Source organism: Sphingobium bisphenolivorans (assembly GCF_000412635.1).
In the GTDB taxonomy this organism is placed as follows: domain Bacteria; phylum Pseudomonadota; class Alphaproteobacteria; order Sphingomonadales; family Sphingomonadaceae; genus Sphingobium; species Sphingobium bisphenolivorans.
In genome coordinates this window covers 106,511-124,604 of record NZ_ASTG01000009.1, presented here as the reverse complement: position 1 = coordinate 124,604, position 18,094 = coordinate 106,511, and the positions used below count along the sequence as shown (strand labels likewise).

At 65.1% G+C, this 18,094-nt stretch carries 15 protein-coding genes and 1 tRNA gene; 6 read left to right on the top strand and 10 right to left on the bottom strand.

From position 1 onward, the window contains the following. Positions 1-224: 224 nt before the first annotated feature. Complete coding sequence (locus L858_RS21950; protein WP_193742855.1) at positions 225-383, top strand: hypothetical protein; 159 nt, start codon at positions 225-227, stop codon at positions 381-383. 194 nt (positions 384-577) lie between these two features. Here the strand turns inward: L858_RS21950 and purU are convergent, their stop codons facing one another. The 3 genes from purU to L858_RS0108445 all read right to left on the bottom strand — a co-directional run bounded on the left by purU (position 578) and on the right by L858_RS0108445 (position 3,583). Next, positions 578-1,417, bottom strand: a complete 840-nt coding sequence (gene purU / locus L858_RS0108455; RefSeq protein WP_420801828.1) for a formyltetrahydrofolate deformylase — start codon at positions 1,415-1,417, stop codon at positions 578-580. A gap of 87 nt (positions 1,418-1,504) precedes the next feature. Beyond that, a complete protein-coding gene (locus tag L858_RS0108450; RefSeq protein WP_022682714.1) occupies positions 1,505-2,524 on the bottom strand; it encodes a 2-oxoadipate dioxygenase/decarboxylase family protein in 1,020 nt (339 codons plus the stop codon). A 66-nt stretch (positions 2,525-2,590) separates the two neighbouring features. Beyond that, the gene (locus tag L858_RS0108445) at positions 2,591-3,583 is read right to left on the bottom strand and encodes an SPOR domain-containing protein (RefSeq protein WP_022682713.1); all 993 of its coding nucleotides are present in this window, start codon (positions 3,581-3,583) and stop codon (positions 2,591-2,593) included. Between the two features lie 177 nt (positions 3,584-3,760). Between L858_RS0108445 and L858_RS0108440 the strand changes: the two genes are divergently transcribed. The 3 genes from L858_RS0108440 to L858_RS0108430 are packed head-to-tail and all read left to right on the top strand — an operon-like array spanning position 3,761 to position 6,362. After that, positions 3,761-4,483, top strand: a complete 723-nt coding sequence (locus L858_RS0108440) for a ParA family protein (protein ID WP_022682712.1) — start codon at positions 3,761-3,763, stop codon at positions 4,481-4,483. Positions 4,484-4,497: 14 nt separating this feature from the next. Beyond that, entirely contained in the window at positions 4,498-5,046 is a 549-nt protein-coding gene (locus L858_RS0108435) for a hypothetical protein (protein ID WP_022682711.1), read from the top strand. 14 nt (positions 5,047-5,060) lie between these two features. Next, positions 5,061-6,362, top strand: coding sequence for an SPOR domain-containing protein (locus L858_RS0108430; protein WP_022682710.1), 1,302 nt, complete (start codon positions 5,061-5,063; stop codon positions 6,360-6,362). Between the two features lie 249 nt (positions 6,363-6,611). Here L858_RS0108430 and L858_RS0108425 read toward each other — a convergent pair. From L858_RS0108425 to moaA, 3 genes are all read right to left on the bottom strand, one after another. Next, positions 6,612-6,686, bottom strand: a tRNA-Asn gene (locus tag L858_RS0108425). Positions 6,687-6,764: 78 nt separating this feature from the next. Then, the gene (locus L858_RS0108420) at positions 6,765-7,541 is read right to left on the bottom strand and encodes an NAD kinase (protein WP_022682709.1); all 777 of its coding nucleotides are present in this window, start codon (positions 7,539-7,541) and stop codon (positions 6,765-6,767) included. Beyond that, positions 7,538-8,578, bottom strand: a complete 1,041-nt coding sequence (gene moaA / locus L858_RS0108415; protein WP_238564945.1) for a GTP 3',8-cyclase MoaA — start codon at positions 8,576-8,578, stop codon at positions 7,538-7,540. Before moaA ends, L858_RS0108420 begins: the two co-directional genes overlap by 4 nt. 96 nt (positions 8,579-8,674) lie before the next feature. On the opposite strand from moaA, the gene L858_RS0108410 reads away from it, so the two are divergent. Next, positions 8,675-10,693, top strand: a complete 2,019-nt coding sequence (locus L858_RS0108410) for a putative bifunctional diguanylate cyclase/phosphodiesterase (protein WP_022682707.1) — start codon at positions 8,675-8,677, stop codon at positions 10,691-10,693. Between the two features lie 55 nt (positions 10,694-10,748). Here the strand turns inward: L858_RS0108410 and L858_RS0108405 are convergent, their stop codons facing one another. The 4 genes from L858_RS0108405 to L858_RS0108390 all read right to left on the bottom strand — a co-directional run bounded on the left by L858_RS0108405 (position 10,749) and on the right by L858_RS0108390 (position 15,849). Further along, positions 10,749-11,441, bottom strand: coding sequence for a TorF family putative porin (locus L858_RS0108405; protein ID WP_022682706.1), 693 nt, complete (start codon positions 11,439-11,441; stop codon positions 10,749-10,751). Between the two features lie 25 nt (positions 11,442-11,466). Beyond that, positions 11,467-11,886 carry a hypothetical protein gene (locus L858_RS0108400; protein WP_022682705.1) on the bottom strand — a complete coding sequence of 140 codons (420 nt, stop codon included), beginning with the start codon at positions 11,884-11,886 and terminating at the stop codon, positions 11,467-11,469. A gap of 124 nt (positions 11,887-12,010) precedes the next feature. Beyond that, on the bottom strand, positions 12,011-15,472 hold the full coding sequence (gene mfd / locus L858_RS0108395; RefSeq protein WP_022682704.1) for a transcription-repair coupling factor: 3,462 nt from the start codon (positions 15,470-15,472) through the stop codon (positions 12,011-12,013). Positions 15,473-15,579: 107 nt separating this feature from the next. After that, on the bottom strand, positions 15,580-15,849 hold the full coding sequence (locus L858_RS0108390) for an FAD assembly factor SdhE (RefSeq protein WP_022682703.1): 270 nt from the start codon (positions 15,847-15,849) through the stop codon (positions 15,580-15,582). 86 nt (positions 15,850-15,935) lie between these two features. On the opposite strand from L858_RS0108390, the gene recG reads away from it, so the two are divergent. Beyond that, positions 15,936-17,999, top strand: a complete 2,064-nt coding sequence (gene recG, locus L858_RS0108385) for an ATP-dependent DNA helicase RecG (protein ID WP_022682702.1) — start codon at positions 15,936-15,938, stop codon at positions 17,997-17,999. Positions 18,000-18,094: the final 95 nt, after the last annotated feature.

Sequence of the window (18,094 nt, the reverse complement as noted above, 5' to 3'; positions counted from 1 at the left end):
TCCGCCGTGGCACCGTATCGTCGCCCTTGTCTCTTGAAAGCTGGCATCGGCTGCTCTCAAGCAAAGCTATCTTCCTAAATATCTATCATGCAAGTAGAGAGATCGTGAGCGCAACGCTCCGCGGCTTTTGAAGGATGTCAGCTTGCTCCGCGTCAACAACGGCTAAAGCGCACGGTACTGATGCGGCTACGCAAGGTTTCGTGTTCCCCAAATTGGAGAAGACGATGACCAGAAAATCAGTGATTGCCCGCCATCGCCGAAGCCGCGTCCATGCCAGCCAGCAGGCCCGCCTTCCGCATTCATCATGGGCGCGCGGAACGGGGCGCTCCGACGTCGCGGCGGAACTGGCGCCGGAGGAATTCTGGAGCCGCTTAGGCCTGTAGCTCCGGGCAGGACGACTGCCCCCCTAGAGTATCGAGTCTGCAATAAGGACCGTCGGGCTGAGCTTGTCGAAGCCCACTCCTTTTCTTAATGAGAAAGGGGGCCGCCTGGAGTCCCTGCCAAGGCAGGCGATCAGGACAGTGTTCGACAAGGTGGCCGAACGGGAGGGAGGTGATCCCGGGACGTATCGCGCGCTCTACCGGAATACGACGGTCTTGCCGCCGTTCACCAGCACGCGCCGATCGGCGAGCCATCCCACCGCGCGCGCCAGCACCTGTGCTTCGATGTCGCGACCGATGCGGATCATGTCTTCAGGCGTGGCGCGATGGTCGATGCGTTCCACCGCCTGCTCGATGATCGGGCCCTCGTCGAGGTCGGCGGTCACGAAATGGGCGGTCGCGCCGATCAGCTTCACGCCGCGCTCATGCGCCCGGTGATAGGGCCGCGCTCCCTTGAAGCCGGGGAGGAAGCTATGATGGATGTTGACGCAGCGCGCGGCCAACCGCTCCGTCAACTGTTCCGACAGCACCTGCATATAACGTGCAAGGATCAGATATTCCGAGCGGGTACGTTCGAAAATATCCAGGATCATCGCTTCCTGCGCAGCCTTTTCGCCGTTCGCGGGAAGTTCGTGATAGGGGATGCCGTGCCATTCAGTGATCCGGCGCATGTCCGGGTGGTTCGACACCACGCCCATGATATCGACCCCCAGCGTTCCGGTCTGCCACCGGTGGAGGAGATCGGCCAGACAATGCGATCCCTTCGACACCGCCAGCAGCATGCGCGGCTTTTCGTCTGCCCCGGTCAGCCGCCAGTCCATGCCGAAGCGGGCGCCCACCCCTTCAAAGGCTCGGCGTAGTTCCTCGGTGCCGGTGATCCGCGAATCGGTCGCCTCGAACGCGACGCGCATGAAGAAACGGCCAGCCTCCCGATCAGCATATTGCTGGCTGTCGGTGATGAAGCCGCCTCGCTCTGCCAGAAATTGGCTCACCGCTGCAACGATGCCGACGCCATCGGCGCAGGCCAGGGTCAACACCCAGGATGGAATAATCGCCTTGCTCAACACCAGCTTCCCCGCATTTGCCGCTGGGTGTTGCCTTAAGCCGGGTTGCTGATCAACCCGTTACCGCTGCTGCGACTGTCCCGCGCTGGTCATCGCAAAGATGCCGGTGGCATTGGCGGTGTCGAAGGAGAGGTCCAGCTTGCCCGTGGCGGGGTCGATGTCCCGGCTGATGAACTCGTAGAAGGAACCGGGCACCATACGCAGTTCATCATTCGCAAACAGCCGTTCCACCGTATCTGCTCGCAATGCGGTCTGGCGCACGCGGCCGGTGCTGGAGATTTCCAGCTTTTCCTTGATCGGCCAATCCTCGGCCTTCAGCCGCTCCGCGAGCGCAGCAACATTCGCCACCCGGTCGGTCGCATGATTGAAGGCATTGCCCTCTGTCGCGATCCATCCCGCCTCGTGTGAGCGCGTTAGCAGCAACTCATAATCCGCTACGTCCGCTGGCTCATGCTGCCTGGAGAAGGCGCTGACGATGACTGGCAATGCGGCAGCAGCCTCCTTGAGCCCTACGGGTATGTCCTCCGCATATTTGTCGAGAATGCGCGTTGCCTCCGGCGTCAGCGGATCGCGCGACGTCCCGAAGACACGCGCTGCCACCTCGGCAAATTCCGGGTCGAACCGGCCGACATGCAATTCCGACAGGAAGAATTGCGGGATGGCTTCCGGAAAGTCGCGGTGCCGGTAGGCGCGGCCCGTCATCTTCAGCCGGTCCAGCGGATAGACGGCCGCCATCTCATAGCCGAGCGGTTCAAGGATGCGGGTGAAGGCCTCTTGGCCGGGAGGCAAGGCACCTGTGGGACCGTGCGGCAATCGGACGGTGCGCAGCGCGCCATGGTCGAAGACGACCTTGCCCCCGCGCGCCGTCAATTCTGCAACATAAGCTGCGCCGCTCGGAACACGTTCCAGCAAACCGGCAAAAAGCGCGACATTGAGCGCCATGGCAAAGGCTGCCCGGGAAACATCGGGACCTGCCTCTGCGAGCAGGACCGGATCGATGTCCAGCGCGTCGATCGCAGTCCGGTCGGCCCGGCCTGTCGGTGTGGCTCGCAGCAGGGCGCTGATCATTGCCTCGGGCATTTACGGCCTCCTGTGGACGCCATCCTTATCGCGCGGAGCGTAGAAAATTCCAAGCCTTGCCGGGACTCACATCTTGCGGGGCATGCACTCGGACCCGGCGGCCTTGATCGCGCCGCAGAGCCTCACCGCCTCGGCATTGCTGGACAATGGGCCTGCCTGAAGCCGCGTAATGCCTCCGCTGGTCGTGATATAGGGTTGATAGGCGGACAGCCCGCCGACCTTGGCCCGCAGTTGGCTCCACAGCGTCCGCGCCCGGCTTTCCGCGCTGAACGCGCCTATCTGCACGCGCCAATTTCCGGCGCTTTTGACCGCAGGAGGGGCGGGCGGAGCCGCCGTTTTGACGGGTGCCGGCTTCGGCTTTGGCTTTGGCGCTGGCGGAGGCGGGGTGACGGCCTCGGGTTGCTGCGCGCCCGCTGCGGAAGGGGGAAGCTCGGCAGTTCTGATCGGCGCGGGCGCGGGACGGGTAACGCCAGTCCCGCCATCGGGCTCACCACCCGGCATTGCCGCCATGCCACGCGCCAGGGCCGTGCCCTTTTCGCGCTGATCCTGCGGGATATATTTGTCCATCTGCGTCAGGCTGCGCGTCGCCTGCGCCAGCCCGGACTGGGACGCGCGGGTCATCAGCGCATAGGCCCGCACCCAATTCTTGGCCGCCAGATCGCCGTTGAAGAGGGCGGTGCCCACAATATATTGCGCGCGCGGTTCGCCTCTGTCGGCGGCGCGCTCCAGATAGGGCATGGCGCCGGCCCGATCACCCTGACGAAAGAGCAACAGGCCAAGATTATCCTCCGCCCGTGCATGGCCCTGCGCCGCGGCCTTGCGATACCATTGCAGCGCGGTGTCCGGATCAGCCTTGACCCCGCGGCCCAGCTTATAGGCCTGACCCAGATTGAACTGCGCGTCGGGATCGCCCGCCTGGGCGAGCGGCTGCCATTCGGCGACCGCTTTGCCATAATCGCCCTGCTGCCAGGCATCGACGCCCGTCTTTACATCGGCCAGCAAAGGCTGCGCCATGCCCAGCGCCGTCCCGGCGGCCAGCACAACCCATAAACGCTTCATGTACACGCTCCCTCACGGACAGGTTCGACGCACGCTATGACTTAACGAGGTTAATAGCGACTTAGCGCAAATAACAGCCCTTTACCGAAGGGCTGCGAACCTGTCGGCTACGTTAACCAAATCTTAGGCGGGGCCATGGCAATCCGGCAGGGAATTGAATTTTCTGGGGGAAGTTGCGTGCGGATTCTTGCATTGGCATCGCAAAAGGGAGGGTCGGGCAAGACCACCCTGTCAGGCCATCTGGCCGTTCAGGCCCAGCTGTCGGGCGCGGGTCCGGTCGTGCTGATCGACATCGATCCGCAGGGGTCGCTCGCCGACTGGTGGAACGAGCGCGAGGCCGAACTTCCCGCGTTCGCCCAGACCACGGTGGCCCGGCTCGCCGCAGACCTCGAGATATTGCGCCAGCAGGGCTTCAAGCTGGCGGTCATCGATACGCCGCCCGCCATCACCATGGCGATTCAGAGTGTCATTTCGGTTGCCGAACTGATCGTCGTTCCCACCCGCCCAAGCCCTCACGATCTACGCGCCGTTGGCGCTACGGTCGACCTGTGCGAGCGCGCGGGCAAGCCGCTGATCTTCGTGGTCAACGCCGCCACGCCCAAGGCCCGGATCACGTCCGAAGCAGCGGTTGCGCTGTCCCAACATGGGACGGTGGCGCCGGTCACGCTGCATCACCGCACGGACTTCGCCGCGTCGATGATCGACGGCCGCACCGTGATGGAGGTGGACCCCAACGGCCGCTCCGCAGGCGAAGTCACGCAGTTGTGGACCTATGTGTCGGATCGGCTCGAAAAGAATTTCCGCCGCACCGTCTTCTCCGTGCCGCACGGCACCGTGGGCACGGCCGGCACCGTCCGACCCGCGAATGGCGGCTTCGGCCGCCGCGTCATGGGCCAGTGAGGGGGATAGACATCATGGCTGAACCGAAACCCCTCGCTTCCCTGACCTCCGGCCTTCTCGCCCGCAAGGGCGCGGCATCGCCTGCAATGCGCCGGCCGATGATGGGCTTTGGCATGACAGCTGGCGCGACCGCATTGCAGGAGGATCTTGGCTGGAACGACATGGGATTTGACGTCACCCAGCCCGAGCCTGCGCCTGTTGAAGCGCGCTCCGTGGCGGGGCTGACGCCCATGACGCCGATCCCCGCCGCTGCGCCGGTGCCGCCGGTGGTGACCGAGCGGGAGGAACTGGCGGAGCGGATCGCCCAGCCGGCTCCGCCGAAGAAAGTCCGAAAGGCGAACAAGCCGTCCAAGATAGAGGCCGCAGCCGTCACGGTAGGCCGCAAGGCGGCGTTCACCCTGCGCTTGGATGGCGACCGGCATTTGAAGCTGCGCCTTGCCAGCGCGGTCGCGCGCCGGTCGGCGCAGCAGATCGTGACAGAGGCGCTCGACACGTACCTCAGCAGCATTCCCGAGATCGATCGTCTGGCGCAGCAACTGCCGCGCGGTGGCGACAAGAATTGAGCAGAGGCAGCAGCATGAAGCGGACAGCTTTCACGAAGGCGGCGATTTCCTCGCTGATCGTCGGAACGACCATGGTGGGATGCACCGGCGCCGCTTTCCGCCCCTCCGCCATCGCGCCGCAACGCGAGAACAGCGCGGATCGGCTCGCCATCGCCACGCAGAAGGCACTGGCCGATCATGACACTGGCCGAGCAATCGCGGCGGCCGAGGCGGCGGTTCAGACCGCGCCGCGCGACGTTGGCTATCGTCAGTTGCTGGGGCGAGCATATATGGCTGCGGGCCGCTTCGCTTCGGCGGAAACGGCGCTGACCGACGCCATGACGCTGGGTAGCAAGGACGCATCGACCATCGTCAGCCTCGCACTCGTGCAGGCGGCGCTTGGGAAGAATGAGGCAGCGCGCCAGCTGCTTGGCGCGAATGCGGACAATGTGCCTGCGGGAGACTATGGTCTTGCCATGGCGATGGCGGGCGACCCCGATGAAGGGGTGCGCATCCTGTCCGAAATGATCCACGATCCTTCCGCCACCGCGCGCACGCGCCAAAACCTCGCCTATGCTTACGCGCTGGCGGGACGATGGAAGGATGCGCGCGTGATGGCGGGCTTCGATCTGGAACCGCTCGCCGCCAACCAGCGTGTTGCGCAATGGGCCCAGACCGCTGCGCCCGGCGCTGCGCCGCAGCGGGTGGCTGCGTTGATGGGCGTGACGATCGATGCGGCGGACGCCGGCCAGCCGGTGGCTCTTGCGCTCGCGCCCGAAACGGCGCCCGTGCAGATGGCGCAAGCGGCGCCGGTCGAGGAAGTGTCTTCGCCACCAGCGACAGAAGCATCGCCTGCTGAGATGGCGGCTGTCGAGCCGATTGCCGCGCCTGCTCCGGTGATCCAGGCCCTGTCCGCGCCGGTGTCGGAGGCGGTGCGCATCGCCGCTCCCCGCCCGGCCGCTACCCTGCGGCGCAGCGCTGCTCCCGTGGGCGCACATCAGGTTGCGTTCAGGCCTGCGGGCAAGGGTAACAGCCATTGGGTGGTTCAGCTAGGCGCCTATGACAATAATGCGATTGCCAAGGAAAAATGGTATGCCATGGCGCGCAGCAACAGCATGATCGCATCGCTGCCCGTCGTGACCAGCCAGATTACCGTTAATGGCGCAACCTATGCGCGCCTTGCCCTCAGCGGCTTCGACGATCGTGCAGAGGCCGTGGCCCTCTGCCGCGCGATCAAGACGCGCAGAGGCCAATGTTTCGTGCGCGAAAATGCGCCGGACGCAGCCCCGCAGCGCTGGGCGCTCACCGCTCGACCGCGCCAGCTTGCCTCGCGCTGAGCTGGGGCGCGGCGAAGACGCCGTTATAGCCTATGAAGAGGGGGGCGGACCTGCGGGTGCCGCCCTTTTCCTTTTGGCACGTCGTGCGTGGGGGCGGGGCCAGGAACCTGGTTGCTCGTGGGCGTTTCCGCGGTGAGGTGAAGCCACCAACATCATCAGCGTATACGAAAACATGGCGGCGTACCTGCCGCCGCGCATCTCAACTATCGGAAGTCCGGCCATTTTTGTACCCGCCGGAAAGGGTAATAGTGGCTCCCCGAGTAGGATTCGAACCTACGGCCATTCGATTAACAGTCGAATGCTCTACCGCTGAGCTATCGGGGAGCAGCCTGACTTGCGCCGGGCAGGCCGCGCATATGCAGCCAGATTTTCCTGTTGGCAAGCGCCAAATTCAACTTTTTTTCAGGCGATGAATTGCTCCGCTGCGATGCGGTCATCCAGCGTGTGTTCCGGGTCGAAAAGCAGGGTGAGTGGCGTCGCGCGGTCGATCCTGACTTCCACATGCGCGATATCGCGCACCTCACGCTGGTCGGCTACCGCGCTGACGGGGCGCTTGACCGGGTCGAGTACCGAGAATTCGATGATCGTATTTTCCGGCAATATTGCGCCGCGCCACCGGCGGGGACGGAAGGGACTGATCGGCGTCAAGGCCATCAGGGCCGAACCCAGCGGCAGGATCGGGCCATGGGCGGAAAGATTATAGGCGGTCGATCCGGCAGGGGTTGCGACCAGCACGCCATCGCACACCAGTTCGGGCAGTACGGTGCGCTCGTTGACCTTCACCTCCAGTTTCGCCGTCTGGCGCGTTTCGCGCAGAAGCGACACCTCGTTGATCGCGGGAATGGAAAAGCGTTCCCCATCGACCGTATCCACCGTCATCCGCAGCGGATTGACCTTGAAATGCTTGGCCGCGTCTATCCGCTGCTCCAGCCGCTCCAGCCGCCACTCGTTCATCAGGAAGCCGACCGTGCCCAGGTTCATGCCGAAAACGGGCAAGATGCGCCGCCCCTCCAGCATCGAATGCAGTGTCTGCAGCATGAAGCCGTCACCGCCGAGCGCAATCACCATGTCGGCCTGCTCTACGGGCACGAAGTCATAGGCTCCGCGCAGCCGATCTTCCGCCGCCTTGGCGGGGGGAGTAGGGGACGCGACCAGGGCGCGCCGCACTTCGACGCTCATCCGCCGGTGGAACTCATGTGGCGCCGAACGGCAGGCTGCAGGCCCTTGCCGATCTGGAAGTCGTGCTTCGCGGGCTTGAGCCGCAACGCCCGGTCGATCAGTGGCTCGACAGCGCCCAGGCCGCCCGTTCGGAAGGCCGTCTTCAGGTCGACATGGTCGTCATGGCCTAGGCACATGAAAATCTTGCCCTCGCACGTTATGCGCATGCGATTGCAGTCGGAGCAGAAATTTTGGGTGAGCGGGGTGATGAGACCGAGCCTGGCGTTCATCCCCGCGACCGAATGATAGCGCGCCGGGCCCCCCGTGCGATGGCCGACAGGCGTCAGCGGATGATGCTGCCGGATCATGTCGGCGACCTGCGTCAGCGGGAGATAATGATCTGTCCTGTCCTCGCCCGTGTCGCCCAGCGGCATGGTTTCGATCAGCGTCAGGTCGAAGCCCTGGCTGTCGCACCAGCGGATCATCGGCAGGATCTCATCCTCGTTGATGCCCTTCAACGCCACCATGTTGATCTTGACCGCCAGTCCGGCCGATCGGGCGGCGCGCAGACCCTCGAACACCTGACGAATGTCGCCATTGCGCGTCACATGGGCGAAGCGATCGGGGTCGAGGCTGTCGAGGCTGACATTGATGCGCCTGATCCCGGCGTCGTAAAGATCGTCAGCATGCTGAGCCAGCCGCGTCCCGTTGGTGGTGAGCGTCAACTCCTCCAGCCCGTCGCCCAGATGCCGGCCGATCCTGCGGGCAAGGTCGGTGATGTCACGGCGCACCAGCGGCTCGCCGCCCGTGAGCCTGATCTTGCGGATGCCGCGCGCAATGAACAGATCGGCCAGCAGCGCGATCTCCTCCAGCGTCAGCACACGGTCCTTGGGGAGGAAAGTCATGCGCTCCGCCATGCAATAACGGCAGCGCAGATCGCAGCGGTCCGTAACAGAGATCCGCAAATAGCTGATCCGTCGGCCAAGCGCATCAGTCAGCATATTGCGCGGAAGGGTGACCGTCTCCATCGGCCGGAAGCTAGGCGATGACCCCGTCATGCGCAAGTATCACAGTGCGGCTTGCAGGAGCGTGAACAGGTCGGTAACCGATTTCTGCTATCGATCGGCCATGCGCCGTCCCAAGGAGTATCATCTGTGAGCGGGCGAACCGCACTGGACGGCCAGCGCAGTCTCTTCATCCTCTCCCCCGGCGATCGCGACGGTCTTTCCCAAGCGGCGGCCGAGGCGGGCTGGCGGGCGATGGCGGCTCGGCGGCCAACAGATGCGGCGCAGCGCTTCCTGCACAGCGACGCGCAGATCGCGCTGGTCGACATGCGCGGCGTCGCGGAGGGCGACATTCGGTTGATCGCGTCCATCGTGCCGGCGGTCGATGCCGGCTGCGGGGCGTTGGTCGCTCTGGTGGATGCGCGCGAACTCGCCGCCGTGCCGGCCCTGCTCGCGGCGGGGGCCACCCATTTCCTGGGCGCGCCTTTCACGCAGGAGGCGATGCGCGCCACGCTTGCCTCCGCGCAGCGGCTTGTCGATCGGCTGGGCGGCGGCGTCACCCATAGCGCGCGGGCGCAACGCATCCGGCGCGGCGACGCGCTCTTCTGGGAAATGGAACCTGGTTGCGGGACCATCCGCCTCAGCGACAATCTGGCGCGTCATCTGGGCGTCGAGCAGGATCGCATCAGTACTGCACGCTTCATCCGCCGGCTGCCCCGGCCGGAGCGGCGCTCCGTGATCGCGGCCTTGAGGGGCATGATGCGATCGGGCCGGGCCGAAGCCTTCGCCCACGCGGCGCCTGGTCAGCCGGGCGATCGGCTCGTCCACCATCTGCGCCTGATCGATGGCTTGGTCGCCGCCGATGTCGAATGGCTGTCGGAAGCGCATGGACGGGAAGCGGCCGGCCGGGATGAACTGACCGGGCTGCGCTCGCGGCAGGCGGCGCTCGACTGGCTCGACCGCCGGCAGGGGCTGGCGACCACGGCGCTGCTGTTGTCGATCAGTCAATTCGACCGCATGAACGCGGCCTATGGCCAGGTCGTCGGCGATGCCCTGCTTGGCCGCATCGCCCGCCGGATCGAGCGCATGACGGCGGATGCCGCGCCTGACGCGATGGTGGCGCGGATCGCCGGCACCGAATTTCTCATCGGCCTGGTCGGCGACGCTGCCACGAGCGATCGGGCAACCTTCCTCGCGCGCCAGCTGATCGGCGCCATCGGTCGTCCGTTCAGCGCGGGCGATCATCTTATCCGCCTGACGGCGCGCTGCGGCATAGCCCAGTCACGGGCGGACGATGATGCGACCGCGCTCCTGCGCCGAGCAGGGACCGCGCTGTCGGACGCACGGCAGGCGGGCGGCGAGGGGATACGCATCTTCTCCGCCGAAAAGCGCAGCCGGCAGGTCGATGCCGACCAGCTGGAAACCGACCTTCGCCTCGCCCTGCATCGGGGCGAGATCGGGATCGTCTTCCAGCCGCAATATGCCGTCGAGGGTGAGGCGGTGGTCGGCGTAGAGGCGCTCGCCCGCTGGAATCATCCACAATATGGCTCGCTGGGTGCCGGCATGCTGTTCGCGACGGCGGAGCGGTCCGACTATATGCTGCCGCTCTCCGCCCACATCCAGGCGGAAGCGTTGCGGCAGGCGGCGGGCTGGCCGCGAGCCTTGTCCCATCTTCGCCTGTCGATCAACGTCACGGCGGCGGATATCGCGCAGCCCGGTTTCATGCCGCAGTTCCTGAATTTAATCGACACCAGCGGCTTTCCCCGCTCCCGCCTGACGGTTGAGATTACCGAAAGCGGCCTGATCGAAGATGTCGGGGCGGCCGCCACCCTCCTCACCGCGCTGCGCGACGAGGGGCTGGCGGTCGCAGTCGATGATTTCGGTACGGGCTATTCCAGCCTTGCTTACCTCAAGAGCCTGCCGCTCGATTATCTGAAGATCGACAGCGGCCTCGCCCAGGATATCGCGGGCACCGCCCGCGACCGCATCGTCGTGCGGGGCGTGATCCACATGGCGAAATCGCTCGGCCTCAAGGTGATCGCAGAGGGCGTCGAAACAGAGCAGCAGCTAGACCTGCTGACGCGGGAGGGGTGCGATTATTATCAGGGCTTCCTGCGCTCGGCGGGTGTGTCCTCCGCTGATCTGGTGACGATGGCGCTGAAGGCGTGAAGCGCCACGTATCAGGCATCTTTGTCATCCCCGCTTTCGCGAGGATGACGATGGTTTAGAGGCTCAAGCCCACTCGCCCGATAAGGCTAGCGCCGGCATGCTTTGCTCCCGGTCCATCGATGCTGCTGTTGGCGTAACGCAGTCCGGCGAACCAGCGTCCCTTCAGATAATCAAGACTGACGCCATGGTCCCAATAGGCACCATCGGGCCGCAGACGCATCGCGCTCACCGGATTGCGCACATCGCCCGAGGAGCGCCCGATCCGCGCCGAAACGGTCAGCGGCGTTCCGGGCAGCCCCATCGCCGCCGATGCCGCGAGATAGAGGTTGTCGCCGCCGATCGCCGACTGACGCGGCGCATAGCTGCCGCTGAGATCGATAGCGGCGGGTCCGATCAGGAATCCGGCTCCAGCGCCTGCTTCGCCATAGCCTTGATGGGAGGCTCCGGGGAACAGATGATAGCGCCCCTCTGCCCAGAAGCGCCAGCCGCCGATCTGCCGCACATAGGCCGCGCCCAAGTCTATAGCTGCGTCGGCGCCCCCATGCCGGCTGCTGTGCCATAATGACACAGCCGTGCCCTCCAGGCTCAGCCCTTCGACAATCGGGATCGACAGTGTGCCGCGTACCACGGGATCGCCATCGCTCCAGCCAAGCCCGCGTCGGCGCTCCTCACTGGCAAGCTCGACTGTGGCAGACACCCCGTCCGCATATTGGGCAAGGGCGGGCTGAGCGCTGACGGAAGCGAACATCGCCCCCGCCAGAGCTGCGCTTGTTCTAATTGGAAGCAAGATTGCGCACCGCGTCCAGTTCAGCGAGCAAGGGAGCGCGATCCTGCTCCGCCACAGTCACCAGGTGCTCCCTGATCTTGCCGGCATGCTGGGCGAGCTTACTCGCACCATCAATGTCGCCGCGCGGGCAAGCGCCGTGGTCGCTCCCAGATAGGCGGTGATCGCTTGATACGGTGCGAGCCAGCGCCGGTGTGTGGCTGAGTGCGCGGTCCACCACGATCATCGCCGTCCAGCGACAGCGCTGCATGTCCATGCGGGTCGGCGCTTTCGTGCCCACGGTCTTGCTGCGGATATCCGCCCGCGCGCTATAGGTCGCCTGCACGGGCGCGCCGCCATGATTGATCTGTACATGATGCGTGGCGAGCGGCGCCGCAGTCGCCGCCAGCGCGATGAGGGTCAAACTCATGTCATTCTCCTGCTTGATGCCGTGCTTTGCTGCCCGGTCATCAAGGGCGGATGTAAATCGCGACTGTTGCTGCCCTTTTTCTGGCTGGCGACAAAGCGGTGCTGTTTAACGCGGCGGCGGCACATCAGCCTGCGGCCTTCGCAAGCCCCTTCGACAGCTGCAGCGCCCCGTTGAGCCGCGCAGCCGGATCGGCCCAGGCGCGGTTCACCACCACCTTGCTGTCGGGCCGCAGCCGCGCCACCCCGTTCAGCCGCTGAATATAGGCGACCAGGCCTTCGGGGCGCGGGAAGCGATCCTCGAAGAAGCTGACCAGCGCGCCTTTCGGACCGACGTCGATCTTCGAGATATTGGCGGCAACGCAATTCTGCTTGATCTCGATGATCTTGAAGAGGTTCTGCGTCGGACCGGGCAGCTTGCCGAAGCGATCGATGAGTTCGGCCGCGAACGCCTCCAGCCCCTGCCGATCCTCGACCTCGTTGAGGCGGCGATAGAGGCCCATGCGCAGGTCGAGGTCGGGCACATAATCCTCCGGAATGAGGATCGGCGCGTCCACGCTGATCTGCGGCGAGAAGCTCTCCCGCTTCTCTATACCGGCGCCGCCAGCCTTCGCCTCCAGGATCGCGTCCTCCAGCATCGACTGATAGAGTTCGAACCCGACTTCCTTGATGTGGCCCGACTGCTCGTCGCCCACCAGGTTGCCCGCGCCGCGAATGTCGAGGTCGTGGCTCGCCAGTTGGAAACCGGCGCCCAGCGTATCCAGGTCGGACAGCACCTTCAGCCGCTTTTCCGCCGTCTCGGTGATGACCTTGTTCGCGGGCGTGGTGAAATAGGCATAGGCACGCGTCTTCGACCGGCCCACGCGCCCGCGCAACTGATAGAGCTGCGCCAGTCCGAACCGATCGGCGCGATGGATGATCAGCGTGTTGGCGGAGGGGATATCGAGGCCGCTCTCAACGATCGTGGTAGAAAGCAGCACATCGTAACGCTTGTCGTAGAAGGCCGACATGCGTTCCTCGACCTCGCCCGCCGCCATCTGGCCATGCGCGACGACGGGCTTCACCTCCGGCACCTCGGTGCGGAGGAACTCCTCCACCTCGGTCAGGTCGGAAATGCGCGGCACGACGAAGAAGCTCTGTCCGCCGCGATAATGTTCGCGCAGCAGCGCCTCCCGGATCACCACCCCGTCCCACGGCATGATGTAGGTGCGCACCGCCAGACGATCGACGGGCGGTGTCTGGATGACGGACAGCTCGCGCAGGCCCGACATCGCCATCTGCAATGTGCGCGGGATCGGCGTCGCTGTCAGCGTCAGCACATGCACATCGGTCTTGAGCGATTTCAGCCGCTCCTTGTGCGTGACGCCGAACCGCTGTTCCTCGTCGACGATGACAAGGCCGAGCCGCTTGAACTCCAGCCCTTTGGCAAGCAGCGCATGGGTGCCGACGACGATGTCGATCGTGCCATCGGCGAGCCCAGCCTTCACGGCCTTGGCTTCCTTGTCCGGCACCAGCCGCGACAAGCGCCCGATATTCACCGGAAAGCCCCGGAACCGCTCCTCGAAATTCATATGATGCTGGCGGGCGAGCAGGGTGGTGGGGCAGATAACCACCACCTGCATCCCCGCCATCGCCGCTACGAAAGCGGCGCGCAGGGCGACTTCCGTCTTGCCGAAGCCTACATCGCCGCAGACCAGCCGGTCCATCGGCCGCCCGGCGCCCAGATCCTCGATCACGTCGCCGATCGCTCGGTCCTGATCTTCCGTTTCCTGATAGGGGAAGCGGTCGACGAAAGCGGGATAGCCCGCACTGTCCGGCTCCGCCACGGTCGCTGCCCGCAAAGCACGTTCCGCCGCCGTCTTGAGCAACTCGCCCGCAATCTCGCGGATGCGCTCCTTCATCCGCGCCTTGCGCCGCTGCCACGCCTCGCCGCCCAGCTTGTCGAGGCTCACGCCCTCGCTGTCGGAACCATAGCGGGAGAGAACTTCCAGATTCTCCACCGGCACATAGAGCTTGTCGCCGCCCGCATATTCCAGCGCGACACAGTCATGCGCCGCCTTGGCGACCGGGATCTGCGTCAGCCCCTCATAGCGGCCGATGCCATGGTCCATATGCACGACCAGATCACCCGGGGAGAGCGTCGCCAGTTCAGCCAAGAAGGCGTCCGCGCTCTTCTTCCGCTTGGCCCGCCGCACAAGCCGGTCGCCCAGCATATCCTGCTCGGTCAGCACGGCGACATCCGGCGCAGTAAAGCCATGATCCAGCGGCAGGACGGTCAGCACCGCGCTGCCGCCAGCTGCGATCCCCAGCGCTTCCTGCCAACTGTCAGCCGCCGCGATACGTTTCAGCCCATGATCGACCAGCAGCCCGGAAAGCCGCTCGCGCGCGCCGCCGGAGTAGCTGGCGATGACGACCTTCTTCTTTGCCCGCTGGAGGGAGGTGATATGCTTTCCTACAGCCTCATAGACATTAACGTTCTGCGCCCGCTCCGGCGCAAAATCGCGTGGGCCGTCGACGGCGAAATCGAGGACGGAGGCGCTTTCCGGCTCATGAAAAGGCGTCGTCTGATGCATCGGCCAGTCACGGGCGATGCCGGCCCATTCCTCGGCATCCAGATAGAGCGCCTTCGGCTCCAGAGGCCGATACGCCCCCGGATCGGAAGATTTCGCCTGCACGCGATTGGCATGATAATCGCGGATCGCCTCGAACCGGCCTTCGGCCGCGCCCGCCACGCCATGATCCAGCACGACCAGCGTGTCGTCGCCCAGATGCTCGGTCATTGGCACCAGCCGTTCCTCGAACAGCGGCAACCAATGCTCCATGCCCGCCAGCCGTCGCCCGTCGCTCACCGCCTGATAGAGCGGGTCGCCCGTCGCCGTTGCCCCGAACGTCTCGCGATAGCGCCCGCGAAACCGCTTGATCGTCTCCTCGTCCAGCAGCGCCTCGGACGCGGGGAGGAGGGTGAAGCCCTCGACGCTCCCGCTGGTTCGCTGGTCGGCCGGATCGAAGCGCCGCACCGTCTCGATCTCATCGCCGAAGAAGTCGAGCCTCAGCGGCTGTTCCTCGCCCCCCGGAAACAGGTCGACGATGCCGCCGCGAATGGCGAACTCGCCGCGGTCATGCACCGTATCGGTGCGCACATAGCCGTTCGCCTGCAACATCTCGGCGAGTCGGGAAATCGCGATTCGCTCCTTGGGCGCGAGCTTCGCCACCAGCTGCCGCACGCGAAAGGGCGTCAGTGTCCGTTGCGTCAGCGCATTGATGGTGGTGAGGACCAGCTGCGGCCCCTTGGGCTTGGCCTGCAGCGCATGCAGTCCCGCCAGCCTGGCGGAGGCAGACCGGAGCGAAGGACTGGCCCGGTCGTAGGGCAGGCAGTCCCAGGCAGGAATTTCAACAATCTCGATCTCCGGCGCGAAATAATGCGCCGTGTCCGCCACCGCCCGCATGAGCTGTTCGTCGGGCGCCACGAACAGAGCGCGCGAAGGGGCCGCTCGCGCTATGTCCGCCAGCAGCCATGGCTGAAATCCCGCGGGCACCCCGGAGAGGGTGATCGGCGAGGCGGCTTTCAGGATTTTGAGAAGGTCGGTCATTTTCTACGTCATTCCCGCGAAGGCGGGAATTCGTCTCCCGTGCCTTGAGTCTGGATGCCCCGTCATGAGATGGATCCCCGCCTTCGCGGAGATGACCGAAAAGGCGCCTATTTCCGCCCGATCTCGACAAAATCCATCTTCACGAACTTGTCCCACATCGGCCCACGCCACTCGTCCGGCAGCGGCAGTGTGCCCAAGGCCCAAGCCATGATGTCCGCATCCTGTTCCTCGATGAACCGCTCGAACCAGTCGACATCCTCTTCCGACCAGTCCGCATGATAGCGATCGAAGAACCCGCCCACCGCCAGGTCTGCCTCCTTGATGCCGCGATGCCAGGCCCGGAATTGGAGGCGGCGGATGCGAGGGTCTTCGTTCACATTATGTTCCTTGCGCAGGCATGGCAGAAACGCCGATCGGATGTTTGAACCACCGTGCCGGCTGAGGTAGAGCGCGTCAGATAGACATGCGCCCGGATATCCTCAACCCACTCTTCACCGAAATCGAAGCGCTGAAAGGCGTCGGCCCCGCGCTTGCCAAGCCGCTGGAGCGCCTTGGCCTTGCCCGCGCCGTCGACGTAGCCTTTCATCTGCCGGTCAGCTTCATTGATCGCCGCATGGTCGATGAGCTGAGCTTGAGCGATTCGGGCCGCGTTATCGGCATCACGCTCACGCCTACCGACTATCGCGCATCGGGGAGCGCGCGTGCGCCCTTCCGCGTGATCGCGCAGGACCGTCATGGCAACAGCGTCGCGCTCGTCTATTTCGGCCGCAACAGCGCCTGGCCGCGCAAGCTGCTGCCGCTGAACGAGCCCAAATTCATCTCCGGCAAGCTGGAGGCCTATGGCGACAATCTCCAGATCGTTCATCCGGATCATGTGCTGGCCCCGGAAGAAGCCGCGACGATTCCCGCGCGCGAGCCGGTCTATGGCCTGTCGGAGGGCCTCACCAATAATCGCCTGCGCGATCTGGTCGCGCAATCCCTGAGCCGCGCGCCCGACCTGCCCGAATGGATCGAACCCAGCCTGCTCGCGCGAAAGGGATGGCCGAGCTGGCATGAAGCGCTCACCCGCATCCACGCCGATCCCAGCGACGCCAAGGCGCGCGAGCGGCTGGCCTATGATGAAATTTTCGCCGGCCAGCTGGCGCTCATGCTGGTTCGGCAGTCCTCCCGCAAGCGCCGGGGCGTCCCGATCGAGGGAGACGGCCGCCTCCGCGCCATGCTCAAACTACCCTTCGCGCCCACCGGCGCGCAACGGCGGGCCACGGGTGAGATCGAGGGTGACATGGCCCAGCCGGTGCCCATGCTCCGCCTGCTCCAGGGCGATGTCGGCTCTGGCAAGACACTGGTGGCGCTGATGGCGCTCCTCAACACGGTGGAGGCGGGAGCCCAAGGCGCGCTCCTTGCCCCCACGGAAATCCTGGCCCGGCAGCATTTCGAGACGCTGCGCAAGATGGCGTCGGGCCTGCCCGTCACCATCGCGATCCTCACTGGTCGCGAGAAGGGAAGGGCGCGCGAGTCCACCTTGATGGGGCTTGCGGACGGCAGCACCGACATTCTCGTCGGCACCCACGCTATCTTTCAGGAAGCCGTCCGCTACAAGAATCTCGCCCTCGCGGTGATCGATGAGCAGCATCGCTTCGGCGTGGCGCAGCGCATGATGCTCGCCGCCAAGGCCGAGCGCACGCCGCACCTGCTGGTGATGACCGCCACCCCGATCCCGCGCACCCTAACGCTCACCTATTATGGTGAGATGGACGTGTCCCGTCTGGACGAGATGCCGCCCGGGCGCCAGCCGATCCAGACTGTCGTCATGTCGGCGAACCGCCTCGATGAAGTAGTCGATGCGCTCGTGCGCCATGTCGAGGGCGGCGGACAAGCCTATTGGGTCTGCCCGCTGGTCGAGGAAAGTGAAAGCAGCGACCTGGCCGCCGCGGAAGCCCGTGCCGAGACGCTCAAGGCGCGTTTCGGTGATCTGGTGGGCCTCGTCCATGGCCGCATGAAGGGACCGGAAAAGGATGCGGCGATGGAAGCCTTCGCATCCGCCCGCACCAAGATACTCGTCGCCACCACCGTCATCGAAGTGGGCGTCGATGTCCCCAACAGCAACCTCATCATCATAGAAGGCGCCGACCGCTTCGGCCTTGCCCAACTGCATCAACTGAGGGGGCGGGTCGGGCGCGGGCAGAATCATAGCGTCTGCATCCTCCTGCGGGGCGGCGCGCTTTCGGAAACCTCGCGCGCGCGCCTTGCCCTGATGCGCGAAACCAATGACGGCTTTCGTATTGCCGAAGAGGATCTGCGCCTTCGCGGCGCCGGCGAAATCCTCGGCACGCGCCAGTCGGGTGAGCAGCAGCTGAAGCTTGCGACGCCTGAACATCTCGCCGCCCTGCTCGATTCCGCCCGCGACGACGCGCATCTGCTGATTGACCGGGACGGCGGCCTCACCGAAGCTAGAGGGGCGGCGGCCCGCACCTGCCTTTATCTCTTCGAGCGCGACGCAGCTGTGGGCCTGCTCCGCAGCGGATAGAGGCTGCCGTGCTCCTGCGCAGGGAGGAGCCCAGTTGAGGCGTTAGCCGCATGGCCGGAGCCGCGAAGTGGGTTCCTACCTTCGCAGGAACACGG

What these genes read in the sequence shown, in the direction of transcription:
- moaA (WP_238564945.1), bottom strand. Translation starts at nt 8,578, where the DNA reads ATGACGGGGTCATCGCCTAGCTTCCGGCCGATGGAGACGGTCACCCTT.
- L858_RS0108445 (WP_022682713.1), bottom strand. Translation starts at nt 3,583, where the DNA reads ATGAAGCGTTTATGGGTTGTGCTGGCCGCCGGGACGGCGCTGGGCATG.
- L858_RS0108430 (WP_022682710.1), top strand. Translation starts at nt 5,061, where the DNA reads ATGAAGCGGACAGCTTTCACGAAGGCGGCGATTTCCTCGCTGATCGTC.
- recG (WP_022682702.1), top strand. Translation starts at nt 15,936, where the DNA reads ATGCGCCCGGATATCCTCAACCCACTCTTCACCGAAATCGAAGCGCTG.
- L858_RS0108400 (WP_022682705.1), bottom strand. Translation starts at nt 11,886, where the DNA reads ATGAGTTTGACCCTCATCGCGCTGGCGGCGACTGCGGCGCCGCTCGCC.
- L858_RS0108435 (WP_022682711.1), top strand. Translation starts at nt 4,498, where the DNA reads ATGGCTGAACCGAAACCCCTCGCTTCCCTGACCTCCGGCCTTCTCGCC.
- mfd (WP_022682704.1), bottom strand. Translation starts at nt 15,472, where the DNA reads ATGACCGACCTTCTCAAAATCCTGAAAGCCGCCTCGCCGATCACCCTC.
- L858_RS0108450 (WP_022682714.1), bottom strand. Translation starts at nt 2,524, where the DNA reads ATGCCCGAGGCAATGATCAGCGCCCTGCTGCGAGCCACACCGACAGGC.
- L858_RS0108405 (WP_022682706.1), bottom strand. Translation starts at nt 11,441, where the DNA reads ATGTTCGCTTCCGTCAGCGCTCAGCCCGCCCTTGCCCAATATGCGGAC.
- L858_RS21950 (WP_193742855.1), top strand. Translation starts at nt 225, where the DNA reads ATGACCAGAAAATCAGTGATTGCCCGCCATCGCCGAAGCCGCGTCCAT.
- L858_RS0108420 (WP_022682709.1), bottom strand. Translation starts at nt 7,541, where the DNA reads ATGAGCGTCGAAGTGCGGCGCGCCCTGGTCGCGTCCCCTACTCCCCCC.